Source organism: Nocardia sp. BSTN01, assembly GCF_015354405.1.
Lineage (GTDB): Bacteria > Actinomycetota > Actinomycetes > Mycobacteriales > Mycobacteriaceae > Nocardia.
This window is the reverse complement of sequence record NZ_JADKYP010000009.1, coordinates 97,745-118,133: the sequence shown is the minus strand read 5'-3', so window position 1 is coordinate 118,133 and position 20,389 is coordinate 97,745. Positions and strand designations below refer to the sequence as shown.

Genomic DNA, 20,389 nt, shown 5'->3' with positions numbered 1-20,389 from the left:
GGTCCGCAGCAGCCATGCGGGTTCGCATACGCCCGGTGCCGCGATCTGCGGTGATGCCGTCGCTGCCGAGGGTGAAGAAGCTGCTGTCGGCGTAGACCGGTGAGTTCCGCCGCGTACTCGACGAGGCGTCCGAGCGACCGGTGTGGTGACCGGTCGCAGGGGCGCGTCGTCCGAGTCGTTCAGGATCGCGGGACGACCGTCAGGTCCCCGTTGATCACCGTATCGGTCAGCTCGCGAGCGAGCATATTGTGCGGGAATCCGGGTTCGACGGCACTGGCCGCGTCCAGCCGATCCAATTGCGCCGCATCGAATTCCACATCCAGGGCGCCCAGGTTGTCGGCGAGCTGAGCCGGGGTGCGGGCGCCGATGATGGGAGCGGTCACCGCCGGATTCCGCAGCGTCCACGCGAGTGCGGTCTGGGCCGGTGTCCGGTCCAGTTCCGCCGCGACCTCCTTCACCACCTCGGCGATCGCGAGGCCCCGTTCGGTCAGCGAACCGTTGGCCAGCGCGACGTTCTTACGACTGCCCTCCGGCGATCCCGCGGCCGAGGCGTCCAGATCGGCGGTGGTGTATTTGCCGGTCAGCACGCCGCTGCCGAGCGGCGACCACGGAATCACGCCGAGCCCGAGTTCCCGCGCCATCGGGAACAGGTCGTGTTCCACGGTGCGTTCGATCAGGCTGTATTCCACCTGCAGCGCCACCAGCGGGGACCAACCGCGCAGGTCGGCGATGGTCTGCATGCGCGCCACCTGCCAGGCCGGGGTGTCGGAGATGGCGACGTAGAGCACCTTGCCCTGCCGGACCAGATCGTCCATGCCGCGCAGCACCTCCTCGACCGGCGTGGTGAAGTCCCAGGCGTGCAGATACAGCAGATCGATGTAATCGGTGTTCAGGTTGCGCAGGCTGGCCTCCACCGAAGCGAACATCGACTTGCGGTTGTTGCCGCCGGAATTCGGGTCACCGGGCCGCCGCAACATCGTGTACTTCGTTGCCAGCACCAGGCTTTCGCGATTGTCGCGGGTGAATTCGCCGAGCAGCCGCTCGGAACTGCCGTTGGTGTAGACGCTGGCGGTGTCGATGAAATTGCCACCGCGCGAGACGTAGTCGTCGAACAGTTTGCGCGCCTCGTCCCGTTCGGCGCCCCAGCCCCAGTCGGTGCCGAAGGTCATGGTGCCCAGTGCGAGCGGTGAGACCCGCAGTCCGGACCGGCCGAGCAGCCGATAGGTGTCGAGAGTGAGCGCCATATCTTCCTCCTGTGTGGATTCGATTCTCGACGGCAAGTCTGCGCGGCCGGGACGCACGCGGTAAGGGAAGGTTTTTCCTGGGATCGCCGGTACCAGCCTCGTCGTAGGATCGACAGCGATGACCGCCACCGTGGAAGTGACACAGGAACTGGGGGCCTTTCTGCGCACCCGGCGCGAACGACTGGATCCGGGTGATTTCGGTTTGCCGCTGCGCCGCCGGTCCCGCCGCACCCCCGGACTGCGCCGTGAGGAGGTCGCCGAGCTGGCCGGCGTGAGCACCGACTACATCGTGCGACTCGAACAGGGGCGTGGATTGCGGCCCTCGCCGGAGGTGCTCGACGCGCTCGCACGGGCCCTGCGCCTCGCGCCGGATGAACGCATCTATCTGTTCGATCTGGCCCGGCAGCGGCCCCCGGACGACGGCAAACCGGCGACCACGGCCTCACCGGAGCTGGCCCGGCTGGTCGCGGATCTGGCGCCGATACCGGCGATGGTGCTCAACCACCGCTACGACATCCTGGCCTGGAATCGCGAGATGTCGCGCCTGCTGCTGGATTTCGACACGCTGCCGCCCAGGCATCGCAACTCCATGTGGCTGTGCCTGCTCTATCCGGGGATGGGCAACTTCTACGCCGACCGCGAACGGACCGTGCGGGAGGGGATCGCCGGCCTGCGCGCCGCCTGGGCCGCCCATCCCGACGACCGGGTCCTGACCGAACTGATCGACGAATTCCGCACGGGCAGTGCCGAATTCGCCGAACTGTGGGAGCGCAGAGATGTGCGCGTGCAAGGCCGCGGGCACAAGACGATGCATCATCCGCGGGTGGGTGCGGTCACCGTCGCCTACGAAGCGCTGATGCCGCTGCAGGACCCCGATCAGCGGCTGATCATCTACCGCGCCGCCGACGACGCGAGCCGGGCGGCACTGGATCGTCTCGCCGCCGAATAGGTCCGGCGAAAAAATCCCGAGAAAATTCGCGAACTGTGTCGAATATGCGAGATCGGCCTCGACCAAGGGGTGACAGCGAGTCGGAAACACACCCCAGGAGCGATCATGACCGACATCAGCACCTTCCTCTGGTTCGACAGTGCCGCCGAGGACGCCGCCCGGTTCTACACCGAGCACATACCCGGCGCCCGCATCACGGGCATCACTCGTAATCCCGACGGCTCGGCCTTCGTCGTGCAGGTCGATCTGGCCGGACACGCGCTCACGTTGATGAACGGCGGACCCGGCCATCCGTTCACCGATGCCGCCTCCGTTCAGCTGGTGGTCGATGGGCAGGACGAGGTGGACCGGCTGTGGGCGGCGCTGACCGCGGGTGGCAAGCCGGGGCCGTGCGGCTGGCTGACCGATCGCTACGGCCTGTCCTGGCAGGTCGTGCCGGCCGAGCTGCCGGCGTTGATGGGCGGCGAGCACGCGGCCGCGGCCGGCGCCGCGCTGCAGACCATGTCGAAGATCGATATCGCCGCGATCCGCGCCGCCATCGCCGCGCACTGAGCCACGTCCGTGGACGTCACCACCGGACGTTCCGGTGGTGACGTCGTGGTGGCAGGGCCGTGGCAGCTGCGCAGACGGATAGCCCGGAGGATGCGGGCCGCCGGTGCCGGGCTCGCCGCAGCCGCCGCCTGCGGGCCCGGCTTCCCGGTGGACACGCCTCCCGAGAGTACTGCGGGGACCGCGACAGGGTGGAATACTCCGCGTATGCACCGGCTTCCGCGCTGTTTTGCTGTCCTGTTCGCCGCCTTCGCCTCGATTGCCGCGATTGTGCCCGCGGTAGCCTCGGCAGATCCCGGCGGGCCCGCCATCGTCGACGTCCATCCGCTGGGCGGTCGCCAATATTCGGTGGTGGTCTATTCCGCGGCGATGAACAAGCAGATCACCGTATGGATGTCGCATCCGGATTTCGCGGCGCCGGCCCTGTATCTGCTCAACGCCGTCGACGGCGGTGAGGACGGCGGGCCGTGGACCACCCGCACCGACGTCGCGCAATTCTTCGCCGACAAACCGGTGAACGTGATCGTCCCGATGGGCGGGCGGGCCAGTTACTACACCGACTGGAAGTCCGACGATCCGGTGCTGGGCCGCAACGAGTGGACGACGTTTTTGACCCAGGAGTTGCCGCCGCTGCTCAACTCGCGGTTCCAGATGACGGGCCGCAATGCCGTCGCGGGCACCTCGATGTCGGCGACCTCGTCACTGGATCTGGCGATCGGGGCGCCGGGCCTGTACCAGGCGGTCGGCGCCTACAGCGGTTGTCCGCTGACCAACGGCCCGATTCCGCAGGCGTACGTGTATTCGCAGCTCGGCGTCTTCGGGGCGAATGCCGGGAATATGTGGGGAGGACCGGGTGATCCGGACTGGGCCGCTCACGATCCGGTGGTGAACGCCGATCGGCTGCGCGGAACCGCCCTCTACATCTCCTCGGGTAACGGGGTGCCCGGCGCGCACGACACCCTCGCCGATCCCTCGATCGGCGGCAACGCGGGCGCGCTGGCCAACCGGGTCGCGATCGGCGGCGTGATGGAGAGCGTCGTCGACTCCTGCACCGGACAGCTCACCGGTCGCCTTGCCGCCCTGGGCATTCCGGCGACTGTCGTGCACCGCAACGGCACTCACGCGTGGGTGTACTGGCAGGACGATCTGCACGACTCGTGGTCGGTCTTCGCCCCGGCGCTGGGAGTGTAGGCCGGATTCCGATCAGCCGGCCGTACCCGGCTCGGACGTCGTGCGGCGGGCCCGGTCGAGTTCCCAATACGCGCGCAGGGCGGCGATGCGGCCGTCGGCGTCCACCCGATAGGTGAACACCCCGTCGACCTCGACGGTGATCTCCCTGCGGACGCTGGTGATGGTGCCGACGAAGGCGACCTCGGCGCCGCAGGCGTAGGAGTCGCGCATCCGGAAGGCGATATCGCTGTCGGCGATGGCGGTGTCCCAGAACGCGGCGATCGCGTCCCGGCCGCGGTGGCCGTTGCCGGCGGGGTCGTACGGCGATCGGCCGACGGGATCCTCCACCACCGCGTCCGGGGCGAACAGATTCAGCCAGGTGGCGCGGTCCTTGGTGCGGACGGCGTGCTGGGATGCCAGTCCCGCCGCGCGAGCCGGATGGTCGGCCATCATTCTCCTATCGGTGCGCGGCGATGACGGTGTCGCCGTAGCGGGTGATCGCCTCGATCTTCTCGGCGAGGTCGCGGGTATCCGGCGTGGCGTCGTAGACGCTGCGGAACCCGACGATCACATCGGTGACACCCGAGGCGGCCAGATCCGCGATGCCCGCGGTGTCGAAGGGGTCGCGCGCCACCACGTGGATCTGGAATTCGGAGGTTCGCGCCGACCCGGAAGCGGCGTATTCCGAACGTAATTCGGCCAGCCGACCCAGGAGTGCGGACAGTTCGCCGAGGTCGCCGCCCGCGTGCATCCACCCGTCGCCGCGCCGGACCGCACGCCGCAGCGCGGGCTCGCTGTGCCCGCCGACGAGGATCGGAATCGGTGTGGTGGGGACCGGAGTGATCTCCACGGCGGGCAGGTCGTAGATCTGTCCGCGATGGGCGAATTCACCGCCCCCGCACAGGCCGCGCACGATGTCGATACCTTCGTCCAGCCGTGCGCCGCGCCGCTCGAACGGGACGCCCATCATGGTGAAATCCTGTGGCCACGGGCTGATTCCGACGCCCAGGGAGAGCCGGTTGCCGCTCAGCACCGCCAGCGTCGCGGCCTGTTTGGCCACCAGGACGGGCGGGCGCACCGGCAATTTCAGCACGAACGGTGTGACCCGCAGTGTGGTCGTGGCCGTGGTGATCGCGGTGGCGGCGATCATCGGCTCGGCAAAGGGCTTGCCGCGCAGGAACTCTCGTTGCCCGTCAGCGGTGTAGGGGTAGCGCGGGTCACCGTCGCGCGGATAGGCCAGGCTGTCCGCCAGGCAGATGCCGGTGAAACCGGCCCGCTCCGCGGCCCGCGCGAGGTCCACCCAATGCACGGGGTCACCGCCCGCCTCGGCGAAATGGAAACGCATGACCGCCATGGTGGCCGCCGGTCGCGGTGTGGTGGGCCGGCGGCCCGCTCAGCGGCTCGGCGGGACGACTCAGTGGGCCGACGGGTTGACCCGGCCCGTACCGCGGGTCAGCGGCCCACCTGCCGGCGATAGGTCACCTTGTCGAATTCGCGGCCGTACTCGTCCACGGCCACCACATCCATCTCGCTGGCGAAGAATCCGGGTCGCACATCGACCCGGATGAAGGAGTAGTTGCGGAACCGAACCCGCGACCAAGGTGCGGCCTCGTCCTGTTTGGTGCCGGCCGGTGTCCACACATAGCTGTTGGGCACCGCGGTGTCGGGCACCTCGTGCCCGCGGTAGGACTCCGGGGAGCCGGGCTGGAAGCCGTAGCGGGGACGGCCGCCGCCGCCCACCGTGTAGTAGACGGTGCCGTCCGCATCCGGGTAGACGATCGAATTGTCGCCCGCCGCCTTGGTCGGGCGTCCGCCGCGGATCGGGTCGGTGCGCTCGAAGATGTGGTTGTGCCCCTGCAGCACCAGATCGACCTGATAGCGGTCGAACAGCGCGCACCACGCATCACGCAGACCGCCGTCGCTGGCATGGGAATCGGTGGTCGAGTACGCGCAGTGGTGAAAGAAGCAGACGATGAAGTCGATATCCGGATTCGCGCGGTACTCCGCGAGAGTCCGCTCCACCCAACTGGTCTGGGCGCCGCCCGAATAGCCGGTGTTGGCCTTGATCTCGTAGGAGACGTCGTTGGCGTCCAGTGACAGCACCGCCACATTGCCGTAGGTGAACGAGTACGCAGACGGGCAGCCCGCGGGCCCGTTGGCCGGAAGGTCCAGGCGGGCGAGGTGTCCGCCGTACCCGTGGGTGTCGTAGGCGGCCTCCATGTCATGGTTGCCGGTGGCGAACATCCACGGCGTGGTCGACGCGCTGGCTTCGATGGCGCCGAAGTACACGTCCCACACATACGGATTGAACTTGTCGAATCCGTCGGGCAGTTTGTCGCCGGCGGCGACGTAGCGCGGCTTCTTCCCCGCACCCGAGGGGTCGGCGTAGGCGATATCGCCCGCCAGCACATGGAAATCCGGCTTGCAGGCCACGATCTGGCGCATCACGTTGTCCGCGTGCGGGACGGCCGGGTCGTTGTCGGGTTTGTAGTACTTGTCGTCGTAGTCGCCGGGGGCGATGCCCGCCGGCTGGGCGGGTGTGTCGTCGGTGCCCTGATCGCCCATCATGGTGAACCGGAAGGGCAGCACCGCATTGCGCACGCTCGGCATCGCGGTCGACGCGGCGCGGATGTCGCCGACGAATCCGTCGGAGGTGCGCCAGCGGTAGAAATGCGGCAGCCGTCCGGGCAGGCCGTCGACCGGCGCGTGCACATAGAACTGTTCGGCGGCGAGTACGCCGCTGTCGCTGGTGGGGATCTGGGTCACCAGATCGCGCACCTCCGCCTCGACACTCGCGCCGAGCGCCGGGGTCGGTCCGTGATCGAGAAAGACCTTGGCGCCACCGGGATTACGCGACAGCTGCGCGGCGAAGCGCAGCTGGCTGGCGGCGTCCGGGCCGAAGCCGACGTGGCGGCCGCCCACCGCGAGCTGCGCCTGATCGGCATAGGCCCGCCCCGCGAACGGTGAGGTGCCGACGGCGGCCACCGCGGCGGCCGCGGCCGAACCGCGCAGGAAGTTCCGCCGCGACACCGCATGCCGCCGCAGATATCCCCGGTGCCATTCGTGCTGTTCGGCCATCGTCATGGTGGCGGCCAGCTGCTCGGGGATTCCGGTATCGGGGACGTCACCGGCAGGATTCAAGCGATTCCGCATGAGGTTGGATGCTGGTCCAACCACCGCACCGGAGCAACCGCTGCGGGTTCCCAAGGGCGCGAATTCTCGGTGAATTCTTCGAACCGGCCACCGCGGGATCGGTCCGGATCTGTCGGTGCCCGGTGTGAGAATGCCGTATGGCCTATGACGAAGAGTTGGCGGACCGGATCCGGGACCTGCTCGGGCCGGCGGTGACCGAGACGGTCGAAAAGCGCATGTTCGGCGGGCTGGCCTTCTTGGTCGGCGGCAATATGGCGGTGGCGGCCAGCGGCCAGGGCGGCCTGCTGGTCCGGGTCGATCCGGCGCAGGCCGAGGAGCTCATCGACGGCTCCGCGGTCGCGCCGATGGTGATGGGCGGCCGGGAGATGCGGAACTGGTTGCGGGTGGCGCCGGAATACCTCGGCGACGACGAGGTCCTGCACACCTGGCTGGATCGCGGGCTCGGATACGCCCGTACGCTCCCGCCGAAATGACCGGAACACGTTGTCCCGCTGTGTTATTCGGGCGCTTGCAGGGCGGGGAACCAGATATCGGTGAGGACTTCGGCGGCGGCGGCCGCGGTGACCTCGATGGTGCCCTGCATCGCCCATCGGGTGAAGAAGCGTTCCAGCTGCGCTACGAGTAGTTCGATGCGCAGGCGCGCTTCGTCGCGGCGGCCCTCGGGCCAGCGCGCCAGATAGTCCGGCATCCCGTCGGCGAGCTGCATGATGCCCTCCCGCGCGAGGTCGCGGAATTCCGGTTCCAGGGCGGTCGCCTCGTCCCAGGCGGGAAGCAGATCCTTGTTGTCGAAGAACCACTCGATGGCCCGGCGCATCCACGTGGTGAACTCCGCGCGGGAACCGGTGGCCAGGACCCGGTCCAGATCCCGGTAGAAGAACTGGACGCTGGCGAGTGTGCCCTGTTCGGCGATCGCCCGCAGCACCTCGGTCTTACCGGTGAAGTGCAGGTAGAAGGTGGCCCGGCTGCAGCCGACCGCGGCCGCGATGTCGTCGACGCGCACTCCCAGATAGCCCTCACGCGCGAACAACTGCCGCGCCTCCTCGACGATGCGCATCCGCGTCGCGCGCTTCTGCTCATCGCGCAGCGACCCGCGCCGGGCGGTCGATTCCGAAGGCATGACGTTGATGATAGACGCCCGCACACTCACTGGACGCCGTGTCCAGTGAGTGCTACGGTGTGTGCCACGTCACGTCCGGCGCTGCGCCGAACGCCGCGGTGAGGAAACAGAAGATGCGCGCATTGCAATTGACCGGGCCCGGCACGCTGGAGCTTCGCGAGGTCCCGATCCCCGAGATCGGACCCACCGAGCTGCTGCTGAAGGTCGGGGCGGCCGGAATCTGCCATTCGGATTCGTTCGTGCTCGGCTTGCCGTTCCCGCTGCGCGACGATCCGCTGACGATGGGCCACGAGATCGCCGGCACCATCGAGGCCGTCGGCACCGAGGTCGACGGTCGTCGCGCGGGGGAGCGGGGCCTGGTCTATCTGTGCTGGTCCTGTGGCGTGTGCCGAGAATGCGTGAGCGGTAACGAGAACGTCTGCCTCGCGGCGGGTCGCACCGCGATGCCGCCGTGCCCGGGACTCGGGCCGGACGGAGGGATGGCGGAATACGTTCGCATTCCGGCGAATTCGTTCGTGCCCATCGGCGAGCTGGACTTCGCGACGGCGGCGCCGCTGGCCGATGCGGCGCTCACGCCGTATCACGCCATCCGCGGGGCCGCCGACCAATTGCGGCCCGGCGCCACCGCCGTCGCGATCGGCATCGGCGGGCTCGGACATGTCGCGGTGCAGATCCTGAAGGCCACCACGGCCTGCCGCATCGTCGCGGTCGACATCTCCGCGGAGAAACTGGAGCTCGCCACGGCATGCGGCGCCGACCTCACCCTGCCGGCGGACGAGAAGACCGCCGCCCGCATTCTGGACCTCACCGACGGCCGGGGCGCCGAGGCGGTGTTCGACTTCGTCGGCAACGACGCCACCGCGAAACTGGCCGTCGAATCGGTCGCGCCGAACGGCGCCTATCGCATGGTGGGACTCGACGGCGGTATTCCGGGCATCGACGCCGGACCCGCCGGCGGACCCGGCCTGCCGTGGGGCGCCACCGTCCGAAAGTCGTACGGCGGCACGAGAAGTGACCTATACGCCTCGGTCGCGCTCGCCCAGCGCGGCGCCATCGGCGTATCGGTGGAACGTTTCGACCTCGCCGAGGGCCCGGCCGCATTCGAACGACTCGACCGGGGCCTGATCCGCGGTCGTGCCGTGCTCATCCCGTAAGCAGAAAGTGAAGGTTATGACGCGAGCTGCCGACCCGCAGGCCATCGCCGCCCGGATCACCGCCGACCTCACCGGTCCCGGCGGACCGTTCGAGATGGTGGTCGAACAGGTACTGGGCGCGCCGATCCCGGTGATGCGCGATCGGCGGCGCAGTATGGCGGAGCTGTTCCACGCGGGCACGGCCTGGGGTGACCACGACTATCTGGTGACCCCCGACCGCCGGATCACGTTCGCCGAACACGGCGCCGAGGCAACGGCTCTCGCGCGCGCACTCGCCGATCGATACGGTGTCGGCAAGGGCGACCGGGTGGGCATCCTCGCCGCGAACACGCCCGAATGGGTGACGACGTTCTGGGCGGCGCAACTGCTCGGCGCGATTCCGGTGGGCTACAACGCGTGGTGGGCGCCGCGCGAGATCGCCTACGGTCTGGAGCACACCCGCCCGACGGTGGTCGTCGCCGACGCCAAGCGCGCCGCACTGCTGGCCGAGGTGGGCAGCGACATTCCGGTGCTCACCATGGAATCCGATCTGCCGCGGCTGATCGCCGACCATCCCGGCCCGGCGCCGGAAGTGCCGATCGCGGAGGACGACCCGGCGGTCATCCTGTACACCAGCGGCACCAGCGGGCGGCCCAAGGGTGTGGTGCACACCCAGCGGAACCTGCTGGCGGTCTGCGACTATCACCGATTCACCGATGCCATGGCCGCCGCCTTCCGCGGACAACAGCTCGGACCCGGGCCCAGCGATCGCCGATTCCTGTTGACCTCACCGCTGTTTCATATCGCGAGCCTGCACAATCTGATCATTCCGCGGCTGGCCACGGGCGCGACGGTGGTGATCAACACCGGCAGCTTCGATCCGGAGCGGGTGTTGTCGCTGATGGAGCGGGAACGGGTGACCAACTGGGGTGCGGTGCCGACGATGGTCAGCCGCATGCTCGAACACGACCTGTCCCGTTACGACCTGTCGAGTCTGGTCGCGTTCTCGCTCAACGCCGCCCCGTCCTCGCCGGCCTTCCACCAACGGCTGCGCCGGGAACTCCCGATGGCCGAGGTCGCGCTCACCACGAGCTACGGTCTCACCGAAAGCGGCACCGCGGCAACGGTTGCCACGCCGCCGGTACTGGCCGCCCACCCCGACACCGTCGGAATGCCGATCATCGGAGTGAGCATCGAGATTCGCGATCCGGACAACAGGACGCTGCCCGACGGCGAGGAGGGCGAGATCTGTGTGCGCAGCCCGTACGTGATGCTCGGCTACTGGAACGACCCGGCCGCCACCGCGACCGCTATCGATGCCGAAAGGTGGTTGCACACCGGCGATTTCGGTGTCCTCGAGGAGGGCCGGCTGCGCCTGTCGGGACGGCGGTCGGATCTCATCCTGCGCGGCGGGGAGAACGTGTACCCGACCGAAATCGAGAACGTGCTCGACGAGCATCCCGCGGTGCTGGAATCGGCGGTGCTCGGTGTGCCGCACGCGGATCTGGGGCAGGAGGTGGCGGCCGTCGTGGTCGTCGCCGATCCCGCCGGCGTGACCGAGGACCAGCTGCGGGCCTTCACGGCCGAGCGGCTCGCCTACTTCAAGGTGCCGGCCCGCTGGGTGATCACGGCACAACCGTTGCCGCGCAACGCGACCGGCAAGGTCGTGCGGCGCGAGATAGAGATCTGACGCGCCCCGCCGGGGCGGGTGGCTGAAAGAGGGACTGTCATGTACGACAGCATCATCAAGGGCGGTACCTGGTTCGACGGCACGGGCGCGCCGTCGGCGGTGCGCGACGTCGGCATCCGCGACGGGCGGGTGGCCGCCGTCTCGGCCGAACCCCTGGACGAGTCCGGCTGCGAGACCGTCGTCGACGCCACCGGCAAATGGGTGATCCCCGGGATGCTCGACATCCACACCCATTACGACGTGGAGGTCCTGCTGGATCCGTCGCTGTCGGAATCGGTGCGCCACGGCGTCACGACGGTCCTGCTCGGCTCCTGCTCGCTGTCCACCGTGCATGTCGGCGCCGAAACCGCCGGCGACCTGTTCGGCCGGGTGGAGGCCATCCCGCGCGGACATGTGATCGACGCCGTCGGCGATGTGAAGACCTGGCGCGACGCTCACGAATACGCCGCGGCGCTGGACGCCTCGCCGCTGGGGCCGAATGTGGCCGCGTTCCTGGGACATTCGGATATCCGCGCCGCGGAGATGGGCCTGGACCGCGCCACCCGCACCGAGGTGAAGCCGACCGCCGGCGAGCTGACCGCGATGCGCCGGCATCTGGACGAGGCCCTCGACGCCGGCTTCGTCGGCATGTCCTCGCAGCAACTGATGTTCGACAAACTCGACGGCGAGACCTGCCGCTCCCGCACCCTGCCCTCCACCTACGCCACGATGCGCGAACGGCACCAGCTCAACGCGATCCTGCGGGCTCGGCGGCGCGCTCTGCAGGGCGGGCCGGATGTGGCGCGACCGCAGAGTTTGGTGGCGATGGCGCTGTCGAGTCTGGGAATCGGGCAGCCGCCGCTCAAGGTGAGTCTGCTCTCGGCGGCCGACATCAAGGCGATTCCCCTGGTGGCACACGTGTTTCCCGCCTTGGCGCGGGCGATCAACGCCTTCGGCGGCGACTTCCGCTTCCAGCATCTGCCGGTGCCGTTCGAGGTGTACGCCGACGGTATCGATCTGGTGGTGTTCGAGGAATTCGGTTCCGGCGCGGCGGCATTGCATCTGTCGAATCAGCTGGACGAGCGCCGCCGGATGTTGCAGAGCGAAAGCTATCGCCGCCAGTTCCGCAAGGATTACGATCGCACGTTCGGCCCGCGGGTGTGGCATCGCGACTTCTTCGACGCCGAGATCGTGGAATGTCCGGACAGCTCGGTCGTCGGCAAGACCTTCGGTCAGGTCGGCGTGGAACGCGGGGGAGTGCACCCGGTCGACGCTTTCCTCGATCTGGTGGTGGAGTACGGGCCCAAGGTGCGCTGGCGCACCACGATCTCCAACCACCGGCCGCGTGTGCTGGATCGCTTCGCCGCCGATCCCGGCATGCAGCTGGGTTTCTCCGACGCCGGTGCGCACCTGCGCAATATGGCCTTCTACAACTTCGGACTGCGGCTGCTGCGCCGCGTGCGCGATGCCGATCTGGCGGGGCGCCCGTTCATGTCGGTGGAACACGCGGTGCACCGGCTCACCGGGGAATTGGCCGACTGGTACGGGCTCGACGCGGGACATCTGCGCGTCGGAGACCGCGCCGACGCGGTGGTGATCGATCCGGCCCGGCTGGATGCGGGACTCGAGCGCTACGCCGAACACACGATGCCGTACTTCGGCAATCTGTCGCGCATGGTCAATCGCAACGACGACACGGTGAACGCCGTATTCGTCGGCGGCCGTTACGTTTTCGGCAACGGAGTAGCCGCGCCGGTGCTGGGGTCGCAGCGCAGCGGGCGCTTTCTCGCCGCCGCCTGACCCGGTCGGCCGACGGACCGCCCGGGTTCGTTTCCGCGATACCGGTATCGGTCGCGTTTGTGCCGGTGAGACGAGCGACGGACGTGTCGGATGTCGCCCGGACCCGGGTGGGGGCCGGCGCTCATCCGAGGTGGTCGAGCTTGCGGTGCAAGACGGCTCGCTCGCGATCGTTGCCGCACAAGCTCGCCGCCAGCTCCCACTCCTCGCGGGCCTCGCTCGTGCGGCCCAGGCGGGCCAGCAGTTCGCCCCGAACGGTCGGCAGCAGATGGGAATTCGGCAGCGCGCCCTCGGCGCGCAGACCGTCCACGATCGCGAGTCCGGCGTCCGGGCCCTTCGCCATCGCGATCGCGACCGCCCGGTTCAGCTCGACCACCGGTGACGGGGCCAGACGACCCAGCGCTTCGTAGAGGTTCACCACGCGGTCCCAGTCGGTGTCGGCGACCGAGCCGGCGACGGCGTGGCATTCGGCGATCGCGGCCTGCACGCCGTAATAGCCCAGCCCGCGGCCGACCTGTCCGGCGCGGCTGAGGGCGGCGCGGCCGCGCCGGATCGCCGCCCGGTCCCAGCGCCGCCGGTCCTGATGCTCCAGCAGCACCGGCTCACCGTCGGGGCCCGTCCGCGCCGGGAAGCGGGCCGCGGTCAGCTCGAGCAGCGCCAGCAGTCCGTACACCTCCGGTTCGTCCGGCACGAGGTGCGACAGCACCCGGGCCAGCCGCTGCGCTTCCCCGGCCAGATCGAAGCGGATCAGTTCGGTGCCCGAGCTCGCCGAGGAACCTTCGGTGAAGATCAGATAGATCACGCTGAGCACCGAGCCGAGCCGGGCGGCACGCGCACCCGTCTCCGGTACCTCGAACGGAATATGTTCCGCGGCAAGCGTTTTCTTCGCCCGGGTGATCCGGGCCTGAACCGTCGCCGCCGGAACGAGAAATGCTCTGGCGATCTCGTCGCTGGTGAGACCGCCGACCACGCGCAGCGTCAGCGCCACCCGCGCTTCCCGGGAGAGCACCGGATGACATGCCGTGAAGATCAGAGCCAGCACGTCGTCATCGATGCGATCGGGATCCCACAGCGGTTCCGCTCCCGAACGCACCGGATCCGCACCGGGCCCGCCGGTCAGCACGCCGCCCTCACCCAGGTCGCGGGCGAGGGCGGCGTAGCGATCGTCGAGGGCCGACCGGCGGCGGAAGGTGTCGATCGCGCGCCGCCGCCCTACCGTGAGCAACCAACCGGCCGGATTGTGCGGCGTCCCCTCCCGCGGCCAGGTGACCAGCGCCTCGGCCAGTGCTTCCTGCGCCAGATCTTCGGCGAGGGCGAAATCGCCGGTGTAGCGGGCCAGCGCGCCGACGATGCGGGCGGATTCGATCCGCCACACCGCGGCGACCGCCTCGCGTCCTGTGGGATCGGCCGTCATCCGGACGTTCCGTTCAGAGCTGCCCGGTGGCCTCGCGCCACGCCCGCTCCTTCTGAATCCAGACGTTGTCCTGCGGGAATTCGTCGATCGTGGGCACCCGCCGGATCTCGGTCTTGCACCCCTTGACGATGACCGGCATCCGCTTCGCCCACTCGACCGCCTCCTCCTTCGAGGCCACGTTGAGAAGGTAGAACCCGCCGAACAGTTCCTTCGTCTCCCCGTACGGACCGTCGGTGACGACCGGGGTTTCCCCGTCGTAATCGACCACCACACTCTCGGCAGGGTCGAGTCCCTCCGCGGCGAGCAGCACGCCCGCCCGGATCAACTCGTCGTTGAACTTGCCCATCGTCTCCAGCATGGTGCCGAAATCGACCTCGCCCATGCTCGCGTAGGCCTCGTCCGTGGCGCGCATGATCAGCATGTACTTCATGGTGTGTCTCCTTCGTCTCGCGGATCCCCTCCGGACCCTCTCACCCCTAGGTCGAACGACAACCCCTGTGGATCGACAAAGCCACCGAAATTTTCCGAAAGATTTTTCCCGCCCGCATTATCGCAGGTAGACGTGATTCTGTGGATGCTCAGCTACTATCCGATTGTCGTCCATCTGCTCAGAATGTACAGTTTGTACATGGCCGAGCTAGCGTCCGAACGCCCTGCCCACGTCCCCACGCTTTCCTTCACCGAGGCGCGGGCGCGGTTCACCGAGATCGTCGGCCGCGCCGAATACGCCAAAGTTCCCACGGTCATCACCAAACGCGGTCGCGACGTAGCGGTGGTCATGCCGATCGAAGCGTTGGCGTACCTGCTGGCCCGCCTGCCCGGCGACACCGGGCGTAAGACGATCGCGGAAACGGTCGAGCGGCTGGCGGAAATCGGCGCCGACACCGGTCTGACCCACGATCAGATCATCGACGCTGTTCGGGAAGTGCGCGAGGACGACGAGTGATCGTCCTGGATACGAGTGCTCTCATCGAACTTCTCACCGACGAACGGGGTTTGCGTCGCCAGGTTGCCGCTCGGCTCATCGCCGAGGAACGCGCCGGCGAAAAACCCTATGCGCCGGCCCTGATCGATGCGGAGGCGGCCAAAGTTCTTCGGCGGCTTGCTCGCAAGGTGCTTCCGGAAGATCGTGCGACCGAAGCCATCGACGAGCTGGCCGCAATGGACCTGGTCCGCTGCACCTTCGACCACCTGCTGCCCCGCATCTGGGAGTTGCGCCACAATATGTATCCGTTCGATGCGGTGTACGCGGCACTCGCCGAAGATCTCGGGGCCGCGTTGGTTACTACCGATACGAAGTTCGAGCCGGTCGCAGCGAGCGGGATCATCAGGTGCCGTGTAGAGACACTCGGCATACCCGCCCGCTGACGGGGCCCTACCCCTTGTTGGTGGTGCGCAGGGCCCAGGCGAGGACGCCGAGGGCGCCGGTGTTGGCGAGGGCGCGCAGGATGTTGAGGGTGATCCAGGGGCCTTCGAATTGGTGGCGGAGGGTGGTGAAATCGCCGGAGGAGGTGTCGGCGAGCTGGTTGTTCAGCGGGACGTTGCCGCCCGAGGTGATGAGGAAACTGATCACGTTGAGGGCCAGGGCGAGCAGGACCCACCACAGCACGGTGCGCTGATCGGTGCGCCAGTACAGCACGGCGGCGAGGCCGGTGAAGGCGACCGAACCGAGGAAGCTGAGCATGAAGACCGGGTTGACGATGACGGTGTTGATCCGATTCATCACATCCACGAAGGTGCGGTCGTCGAGTTGGCGCAGGGCCGGCATCACCGAGCTGGCGTAGGCGTAGAAGACGCCGGCCAGCAGGCCGGTGGTGACGGTCGCGCCGATCAGGGAGCCGGTCGCGAAGCCGGAGGTGGTCGAGGTGGCGGTGGCGGTGGTCGCTGTCATGCACTCAGTACATCGGGAAACGGTGAGCGTTCCCATGGTCCGGACGCTCGCTCCCATACGCGAGCGTCCACGGGTCCGGTTTCCGCCGGGCCCGGCCGCGGGTAGCGTCGCAACCATGGCCACCATCCGCCACGAGATCGCGATCGACGCACCGCCGCAACACATCTGGGACGTACTGCGGGATATCGGCGCCGTGCACGAGCGCCTGCTACCCGGCCGGGTCGCCGATACCGCGCTCGACGGTGAGCACCGCCTCCTGACCTTCCTCGACGGCCACGTGATCCGCGAACGCATCGTCAGCGTCGACGACGACCTGCGCCGCCTGGCCTACAGCGTGATCGAGGGCGCGCGTCCGGCCCTCACCCATCACCACGCGTCTTTCGAAGTGCGCGAGACGGATTCACGCACCGGGCGACTGATCTGGACCACCGATCTGCTCCCGGACGAACGCGCCCCCGAAGTCCGGATCCGGATCGAATACGGTGCCGCGGAGATGAAACGAGCCATCGAAGCGGCAGCGGTCCGGGGAGCGTCGCCGGGAGCGGCCGGAGTCAGCGGAACGGTGTGATGTCGGCGAGTCGCCCGGCGCGCATCTTGTTCACCCATTCCGGGTCGGCGAGCAGTGCCCGGCCCAGCGCGACGACATCGAATTCACCGCGTTCGAACTGCTCGCGCAGCAGGGTGAAGCGCTGGGCCTGGGTTTCGTCGATGGTGTCGCCGCGGAAGACGCTGTCCACGCCGACCGAGCCGACGGTGATCACCGGCAGCCCCGTGATCTTCTTGGTCCAGCCGGCCAGGCTGAGATCCTCGGCGTCGTCGGTGAATTCGGGCAGCCAATGCCGTCGCAGCGAGGTGTGGAAGATGTCGACACCGGCCGCCACGAGCGGGGTCAGCAATTCTTCTAGTTCCGCCGGGCTTTCGGCGATGCGCGCGCTGTAGTCGACGCCCTTCCACTGCGAGAAGCGGTAGATGATCGGGAAATCCGGGCCGACGGCCGCGCGGACGGCGGCGACCACACGAGCGGGGAAGGCGGCGCGCCGCCGGAGGGAGCCGCCGTAGTCGTCATCACGGTGATTGGTTGCGGCCCAGAAGAATTGATCGAGCAGATAGCCGTGCGCGCCGTGCAGTTCGATGCCGTCGAATCCCAGCTCCCGGGCCAGGAGCGCGGACTCCACATACGAGTCGACGAGTGTGTCCAGGTCGCCGGTCGTCAGCGCACGTCCCACCGGTGCTCCGGTGAAGTCGACTCCGGAGGGGCTCACGGTGGGGGTTTCCGGCTCGAAGTGGGGTTCGTTCCCGCGATCGACGCCGGTATGCCACAGCTGCGGCACGATGGCCGCTCCTTCGGCGTGTACGGCCTCGACCACCGCCCGCCATCCGGCCGCACTCTCGTCGCCGTAGAACCGCGGCACCTTCCGGATGGGCCCGGCCGCCGGTCCTCGGACGTAGGTCCCCTCGGTGATGACGAGGCCTACGCCTCCGGCCGCATGTTCGCGGTAGTAGTCGATATTCTCCGCATCCGGAACACCGTCGGGCGATTTCGCCCGCGTCATCGGAGCCATCGCGAACCGGTTCCGCAACCGCAACGATCCGGCGTGAAATTCGGCGAACAATTCGTCCAGGCGAATCCCCGGCTCGCCGCCCAAACCCTGTGACATGCGGCACATTTCCCTTCCGATTCGACAACTCGGCCCTCGAATGGGAAGACAACGCGCTCGCCGCCATCGACATTCCTGCATGCCGGTGAGAGTCCCTGATAGGGAGCTGCCCTCGAAAAGGAGGGGCGCTCAGCGCGCGGCGGCGTCCAGGGTCGGGCGGATGATTTCGTCGGCGAGCCAGTGGGCGACTCCGTCCGGGTACGGGGCGGGCGGGTTCAGGACCAGGTGGGTGAAACCGGCGTCGATCAGCTCGAGCAGCGTCTCGCGTATGCGGCCGGGGGCGTCGTAGGAGATCGGTAGTTGCGCCGAACGGGTGATGTGTGCGGGATCGCGGCCGATCGCCGCGCAGTGCTCGTCCAGTGCCCGGCTGTGTTGGCGGAGCGTATCGACGCCGGTCAGCGGGGGTCCGATCACATTCCAGAGATCGGCGTGGGCGGCCACGATCGGCAGCGTCGACGCACCCGCACCGGCGAGCAGAATCGGCGGGTGGGGCCGCTGGACGGGTTTCGGATCGCATTGGGCGCCGGTGAGCGGGAAGCGTTCGCCCGGGAAGTCGAACACCTCCTCGGTCCACATTCGCCGGATCAGGACGCACGCCTCCGCCAAACTGCTCACCGCGTCGCGCCAGGTGCCGACCGGAATGCCGTACGCCGCGTACTCGGGCGCCACCATCGTCTCGAAGCGGGGATCGTTGCGTGGGAACCCGCCGACGCCGATCCCGAAATCCAGTCGCCCACCCGAGATCACGTCGACGGTGGCCGCCATCTTCGCCAGTAGTGCCGGATGCCGAATCCGGTTGTTGGACACCAGCAATCCGAGCCGGAGTCGCCGCGTCCGCGCCGCCAGCGCCGCCAGCGACGTCCAGCCCTCGAGGACCGGGCCCGCCGACCGGCTCCCCGCCGAATCGCTTCCGTCGTGGCCGGGCAGCCCGACCGCCGCCCGCGGCAGCAGATGGTCGTACAACCAGGCATGCTCGATCTCGGGTATGTCGTCGGCCTCCAGCCACACCCGCAGGATGTCCGCGTAGCCGACGTGTGCGGGTGTCGTCTTGATGCCGAAACTGGGTGCGCGTCCGACGGAATCGCTCATACCGGCGAAGCTAGTCCGTGGAGTGCGCTCCAGGTCAAGGGCCGCGGAACGGCCGGATCAGCGCGACGGCGGCAGCACCGGGCTCTGCCAGGCCCGGGCGTACTTCTTCTTGTTCGCCGTATCGGCAGGTTTGCTGCGATAGACCACGTACGGGCGCACCAGATAGCCGACGGGGGCGCTGAACATGTGGACCAGCCGCGTATAGGGCCAGACGGCGATGAGCGTCAGCACGATGAGCCCGTGCGCCTGAAAGGTCCAGGGCGTACCGACCATCAGGTCCGGCTGCGGATGGGCCGTGAAAAGGCTTCGGAACCACGGAGATACGGTCTCGCGATAGTTGTACGTGCCCCACAGCAGATTGCTGCCGACGGTATTGAGCAGCCCGGTGATCAGCGCGGCGGCGAGCAGCACGTACATGAACATGTCGTTGGTGGTGGTGGCCTTGCGGACGGCCGGGACACGCACGCGGCGATAGGCGAGGATCGCGATACCGGCGATCACCGCGACGCCCGCCACCGTGCCCGCGGAGACGGCGATCACGTGATAGAGGTGTTCGGAGATGCCGACGGCATCGGTCCACGACTCCGGAATCAACACGCCCAGAACATGTCCGCCGATCACACCGAGCATGCCGAAGTGGAACAGCGGGCTGCCCAGGCGCAGTAACCGGGATTCGTAGATCTGCGAAGACCGTGTGGTCCAGCCGAATTGGTCGTTGCGATAGCGCCAGAGGTGGCCCAGCACGAACGAGGTGAAGGCGATGTAGGGCAGGGTGGCCCAGACGGTGGATGTCATCGTCGATCTCCGGATCCGGCGAAAAGCCCTGCGGTAGCGGAGGTTCCGGCGGCGGGCGGCGAGTACAGGTCGGGGTTCATGGCGGGATGCATCGACTCGCCGTTCATCGAATACGGTTCCAGCCCGACGTCCTCGTCCGGCGGTCCCTGTGCGGCGAGTTCCGCGATCCGGCGGCGATCTGCCGTGGTGGGCGGGGGCAGGGTGGCGAGGACGGCGGCCAGGGCGCCGGCATACGGCGATTCGCTGTCGGTGAGCGACAACCGCAACATCTCCAGCACCGGTACGTGCTCGCCGAGCAGGCGTTCACCGCCGATCGGGTCGACGGTGGCGGCGAACTCCAGCAGCACCGGAAGGTGGTCGGGCAGTTCGCGATCCGACAACTCCGCCCCGGCGTGCCGATAGGCGTGCTTGAACCGCAGCAGCGCCATACCGCGCTTGCGGGTGTCGCCGTAGGCGTAATAGGTCAGATGCAGGCTGGCGCGCCGGCGCAGGTCGAAGGTGTCGACGTAGTCGCGCGCCAGGGTCAGCGGTGCGGTACCGGTCAGGTGGGTGAGCAGCCGATCGAGATCGGCGCGCACCGGCTCCGGGAGCGAGGCCACGGCGTCGGACAGGTCGGCGAGCATCGCCAGCGTGTCCGGACCGGGGTAATCGAGCAGGAGCGCCGAGATCCGCCAGATCAGCCGGCGATCCCGTTCGGACATCCGGACGACCGGCGCGGGGCGCTTTCGCAACGTCAGCAGTCCCATGCCCGCACCTCTCGT

22 protein-coding genes are annotated in these 20,389 nt (G+C 68.3%); 10 read left to right on the top strand and 12 right to left on the bottom strand.

The genetic code is table 11. From position 1 onward, the window contains the following. Positions 1-179 precede the first annotated feature (179 nt). Positions 180-1,244: an aldo/keto reductase gene (locus IRT45_RS11055; protein WP_194805769.1), complete on the bottom strand. Its 1,065-nt coding sequence runs from the start codon at positions 1,242-1,244 to the stop codon at positions 180-182. A gap of 118 nt (positions 1,245-1,362) precedes the next feature. Here IRT45_RS11055 and IRT45_RS11050 point away from each other — a divergent pair, with 118 nt between their 5' ends. The 3 genes from IRT45_RS11050 to IRT45_RS11040 all read left to right on the top strand — a co-directional run bounded on the left by IRT45_RS11050 (position 1,363) and on the right by IRT45_RS11040 (position 3,933). Continuing rightward, on the top strand, positions 1,363-2,193 hold the full coding sequence (locus IRT45_RS11050) for a helix-turn-helix transcriptional regulator (RefSeq protein WP_194805768.1): 831 nt from the start codon (positions 1,363-1,365) through the stop codon (positions 2,191-2,193). A 105-nt stretch (positions 2,194-2,298) separates the two neighbouring features. Next, positions 2,299-2,745, top strand: a complete 447-nt coding sequence (locus IRT45_RS11045; protein ID WP_194805767.1) for a VOC family protein — start codon at positions 2,299-2,301, stop codon at positions 2,743-2,745. 204 nt (positions 2,746-2,949) lie between these two features. Beyond that, on the top strand, positions 2,950-3,933 hold the full coding sequence (locus IRT45_RS11040) for an alpha/beta hydrolase family protein (RefSeq protein WP_194805766.1): 984 nt from the start codon (positions 2,950-2,952) through the stop codon (positions 3,931-3,933). A gap of 12 nt (positions 3,934-3,945) precedes the next feature. Here IRT45_RS11040 and IRT45_RS11035 read toward each other — a convergent pair whose 3' ends face one another. The 3 genes from IRT45_RS11035 to IRT45_RS11025 form a co-directional block, all read right to left on the bottom strand. Continuing rightward, positions 3,946-4,362: a nuclear transport factor 2 family protein gene (locus IRT45_RS11035; protein ID WP_194805765.1), complete on the bottom strand. Its 417-nt coding sequence runs from the start codon at positions 4,360-4,362 to the stop codon at positions 3,946-3,948. A gap of 7 nt (positions 4,363-4,369) precedes the next feature. Then, a complete protein-coding gene (locus IRT45_RS11030; protein ID WP_194805764.1) occupies positions 4,370-5,257 on the bottom strand; it encodes a TIGR03619 family F420-dependent LLM class oxidoreductase in 888 nt (295 codons plus the stop codon). Between the two features lie 107 nt (positions 5,258-5,364). After that, the gene (locus IRT45_RS11025) at positions 5,365-7,065 is read right to left on the bottom strand and encodes a metallophosphoesterase (RefSeq protein WP_194805763.1); all 1,701 of its coding nucleotides are present in this window, start codon (positions 7,063-7,065) and stop codon (positions 5,365-5,367) included. Between the two features lie 137 nt (positions 7,066-7,202). On the opposite strand from IRT45_RS11025, the gene IRT45_RS11020 reads away from it, so the two are divergent. Beyond that, positions 7,203-7,538 (top strand): TfoX/Sxy family protein, encoded by a 336-nt coding sequence (locus tag IRT45_RS11020; RefSeq protein WP_194805762.1) that lies wholly within the window; start codon positions 7,203-7,205, stop codon positions 7,536-7,538. 23 nt (positions 7,539-7,561) lie between these two features. Here IRT45_RS11020 and IRT45_RS11015 read toward each other — a convergent pair whose 3' ends face one another. Beyond that, positions 7,562-8,182: a TetR/AcrR family transcriptional regulator gene (locus IRT45_RS11015; RefSeq protein ID WP_063001431.1), complete on the bottom strand. Its 621-nt coding sequence runs from the start codon at positions 8,180-8,182 to the stop codon at positions 7,562-7,564. A gap of 113 nt (positions 8,183-8,295) precedes the next feature. On the opposite strand from IRT45_RS11015, the gene IRT45_RS11010 reads away from it, so the two are divergent. Genes IRT45_RS11010 through IRT45_RS11000 form a run of 3 tightly spaced genes read left to right on the top strand, consistent with a single transcriptional unit; the run spans position 8,296 to position 12,784 of the window. Beyond that, on the top strand, positions 8,296-9,336 hold the full coding sequence (locus IRT45_RS11010) for an NAD(P)-dependent alcohol dehydrogenase (RefSeq protein WP_194805761.1): 1,041 nt from the start codon (positions 8,296-8,298) through the stop codon (positions 9,334-9,336). 16 nt (positions 9,337-9,352) lie between these two features. Continuing rightward, positions 9,353-11,005: a class I adenylate-forming enzyme family protein gene (locus IRT45_RS11005; RefSeq protein ID WP_194805760.1), complete on the top strand. Its 1,653-nt coding sequence runs from the start codon at positions 9,353-9,355 to the stop codon at positions 11,003-11,005. Positions 11,006-11,044: 39 nt separating this feature from the next. Then, positions 11,045-12,784 carry an amidohydrolase family protein gene (locus tag IRT45_RS11000; RefSeq protein ID WP_194805759.1) on the top strand — a complete coding sequence of 580 codons (1,740 nt, stop codon included), beginning with the start codon at positions 11,045-11,047 and terminating at the stop codon, positions 12,782-12,784. A gap of 121 nt (positions 12,785-12,905) precedes the next feature. On the opposite strand, the gene IRT45_RS10995 is transcribed toward IRT45_RS11000, so the two are convergent. Together IRT45_RS10995 and IRT45_RS10990 are read right to left on the bottom strand one after the other, a co-directional pair. After that, the gene (locus IRT45_RS10995; protein WP_194805758.1) at positions 12,906-14,195 is read right to left on the bottom strand and encodes an RNA polymerase sigma factor; all 1,290 of its coding nucleotides are present in this window, start codon (positions 14,193-14,195) and stop codon (positions 12,906-12,908) included. Positions 14,196-14,208: 13 nt separating this feature from the next. Continuing rightward, positions 14,209-14,625: a YciI family protein gene (locus tag IRT45_RS10990; RefSeq protein ID WP_036504404.1), complete on the bottom strand. Its 417-nt coding sequence runs from the start codon at positions 14,623-14,625 to the stop codon at positions 14,209-14,211. A gap of 198 nt (positions 14,626-14,823) precedes the next feature. Here IRT45_RS10990 and IRT45_RS10985 point away from each other — a divergent pair, with 198 nt between their 5' ends. Together IRT45_RS10985 and IRT45_RS10980 are read left to right on the top strand one after the other, a co-directional pair. Beyond that, the gene (locus IRT45_RS10985) at positions 14,824-15,141 is read left to right on the top strand and encodes a type II toxin-antitoxin system Phd/YefM family antitoxin (protein ID WP_194805757.1); all 318 of its coding nucleotides are present in this window, start codon (positions 14,824-14,826) and stop codon (positions 15,139-15,141) included. After that, positions 15,138-15,563, top strand: coding sequence for a type II toxin-antitoxin system VapC family toxin (locus tag IRT45_RS10980; RefSeq protein ID WP_194805756.1), 426 nt, complete (start codon positions 15,138-15,140; stop codon positions 15,561-15,563). Before IRT45_RS10985 ends, IRT45_RS10980 begins: the two co-directional genes overlap by 4 nt. Positions 15,564-15,570: 7 nt before the next feature. Here the strand turns inward: IRT45_RS10980 and IRT45_RS10975 are convergent, their stop codons facing one another. Next, a complete protein-coding gene (locus IRT45_RS10975; protein ID WP_194805755.1) occupies positions 15,571-16,086 on the bottom strand; it encodes a DUF1772 domain-containing protein in 516 nt (171 codons plus the stop codon). A 115-nt stretch (positions 16,087-16,201) separates the two neighbouring features. Here IRT45_RS10975 and IRT45_RS10970 point away from each other — a divergent pair, with 115 nt between their 5' ends. Next, positions 16,202-16,654: an SRPBCC family protein gene (locus tag IRT45_RS10970; RefSeq protein WP_194805754.1), complete on the top strand. Its 453-nt coding sequence runs from the start codon at positions 16,202-16,204 to the stop codon at positions 16,652-16,654. On the opposite strand, the gene IRT45_RS10965 is transcribed toward IRT45_RS10970, so the two are convergent. The 4 genes from IRT45_RS10965 to narJ all read right to left on the bottom strand — a co-directional run bounded on the left by IRT45_RS10965 (position 16,638) and on the right by narJ (position 20,374). Next, entirely contained in the window at positions 16,638-17,744 is a 1,107-nt protein-coding gene (locus IRT45_RS10965; RefSeq protein WP_194805753.1) for an NADH:flavin oxidoreductase, read from the bottom strand. The genes IRT45_RS10970 and IRT45_RS10965 overlap by 17 nt on opposite strands. A gap of 129 nt (positions 17,745-17,873) precedes the next feature. Then, complete coding sequence (locus IRT45_RS10960) at positions 17,874-18,833, bottom strand: LLM class flavin-dependent oxidoreductase (protein WP_194805752.1); 960 nt, start codon at positions 18,831-18,833, stop codon at positions 17,874-17,876. A gap of 57 nt (positions 18,834-18,890) precedes the next feature. Then, entirely contained in the window at positions 18,891-19,628 is a 738-nt protein-coding gene (narI, locus tag IRT45_RS10955; RefSeq protein WP_194805751.1) for a respiratory nitrate reductase subunit gamma, read from the bottom strand. Then, positions 19,625-20,374, bottom strand: coding sequence for a nitrate reductase molybdenum cofactor assembly chaperone (gene narJ, locus IRT45_RS10950; protein ID WP_194805750.1), 750 nt, complete (start codon positions 20,372-20,374; stop codon positions 19,625-19,627). Before narJ ends, narI begins: the two co-directional genes overlap by 4 nt. Between the last annotated feature and the right edge of the window lie 15 nt (positions 20,375-20,389).

What these genes read in the sequence shown, in the direction of transcription:
- IRT45_RS11000 (WP_194805759.1), top strand. Translation starts at nt 11,045, where the DNA reads ATGTACGACAGCATCATCAAGGGCGGTACCTGGTTCGACGGCACGGGC.
- IRT45_RS11025 (WP_194805763.1), bottom strand. Translation starts at nt 7,065, where the DNA reads ATGCGGAATCGCTTGAATCCTGCCGGTGACGTCCCCGATACCGGAATC.
- IRT45_RS10960 (WP_194805752.1), bottom strand. Translation starts at nt 18,833, where the DNA reads ATGAGCGATTCCGTCGGACGCGCACCCAGTTTCGGCATCAAGACGACA.
- IRT45_RS11015 (WP_063001431.1), bottom strand. Translation starts at nt 8,182, where the DNA reads ATGCCTTCGGAATCGACCGCCCGGCGCGGGTCGCTGCGCGATGAGCAG.
- IRT45_RS11045 (WP_194805767.1), top strand. Translation starts at nt 2,299, where the DNA reads ATGACCGACATCAGCACCTTCCTCTGGTTCGACAGTGCCGCCGAGGAC.
- IRT45_RS11005 (WP_194805760.1), top strand. Translation starts at nt 9,353, where the DNA reads ATGACGCGAGCTGCCGACCCGCAGGCCATCGCCGCCCGGATCACCGCC.
- narI (WP_194805751.1), bottom strand. Translation starts at nt 19,628, where the DNA reads ATGACATCCACCGTCTGGGCCACCCTGCCCTACATCGCCTTCACCTCG.
- IRT45_RS10995 (WP_194805758.1), bottom strand. Translation starts at nt 14,195, where the DNA reads ATGACGGCCGATCCCACAGGACGCGAGGCGGTCGCCGCGGTGTGGCGG.
- IRT45_RS11030 (WP_194805764.1), bottom strand. Translation starts at nt 5,257, where the DNA reads ATGCGTTTCCATTTCGCCGAGGCGGGCGGTGACCCCGTGCATTGGGTG.
- IRT45_RS10965 (WP_194805753.1), bottom strand. Translation starts at nt 17,744, where the DNA reads ATGTCACAGGGTTTGGGCGGCGAGCCGGGGATTCGCCTGGACGAATTG.
- IRT45_RS10970 (WP_194805754.1), top strand. Translation starts at nt 16,202, where the DNA reads ATGGCCACCATCCGCCACGAGATCGCGATCGACGCACCGCCGCAACAC.
- narJ (WP_194805750.1), bottom strand. Translation starts at nt 20,374, where the DNA reads ATGGGACTGCTGACGTTGCGAAAGCGCCCCGCGCCGGTCGTCCGGATG.
- IRT45_RS11010 (WP_194805761.1), top strand. Translation starts at nt 8,296, where the DNA reads ATGCGCGCATTGCAATTGACCGGGCCCGGCACGCTGGAGCTTCGCGAG.
- IRT45_RS10990 (WP_036504404.1), bottom strand. Translation starts at nt 14,625, where the DNA reads ATGAAGTACATGCTGATCATGCGCGCCACGGACGAGGCCTACGCGAGC.
- IRT45_RS11020 (WP_194805762.1), top strand. Translation starts at nt 7,203, where the DNA reads ATGGCCTATGACGAAGAGTTGGCGGACCGGATCCGGGACCTGCTCGGG.
- IRT45_RS10985 (WP_194805757.1), top strand. Translation starts at nt 14,824, where the DNA reads ATGGCCGAGCTAGCGTCCGAACGCCCTGCCCACGTCCCCACGCTTTCC.
- IRT45_RS11050 (WP_194805768.1), top strand. Translation starts at nt 1,363, where the DNA reads ATGACCGCCACCGTGGAAGTGACACAGGAACTGGGGGCCTTTCTGCGC.
- IRT45_RS11040 (WP_194805766.1), top strand. Translation starts at nt 2,950, where the DNA reads ATGCACCGGCTTCCGCGCTGTTTTGCTGTCCTGTTCGCCGCCTTCGCC.
- IRT45_RS11035 (WP_194805765.1), bottom strand. Translation starts at nt 4,362, where the DNA reads ATGGCCGACCATCCGGCTCGCGCGGCGGGACTGGCATCCCAGCACGCC.
- IRT45_RS11055 (WP_194805769.1), bottom strand. Translation starts at nt 1,244, where the DNA reads ATGGCGCTCACTCTCGACACCTATCGGCTGCTCGGCCGGTCCGGACTG.
- IRT45_RS10975 (WP_194805755.1), bottom strand. Translation starts at nt 16,086, where the DNA reads ATGACAGCGACCACCGCCACCGCCACCTCGACCACCTCCGGCTTCGCG.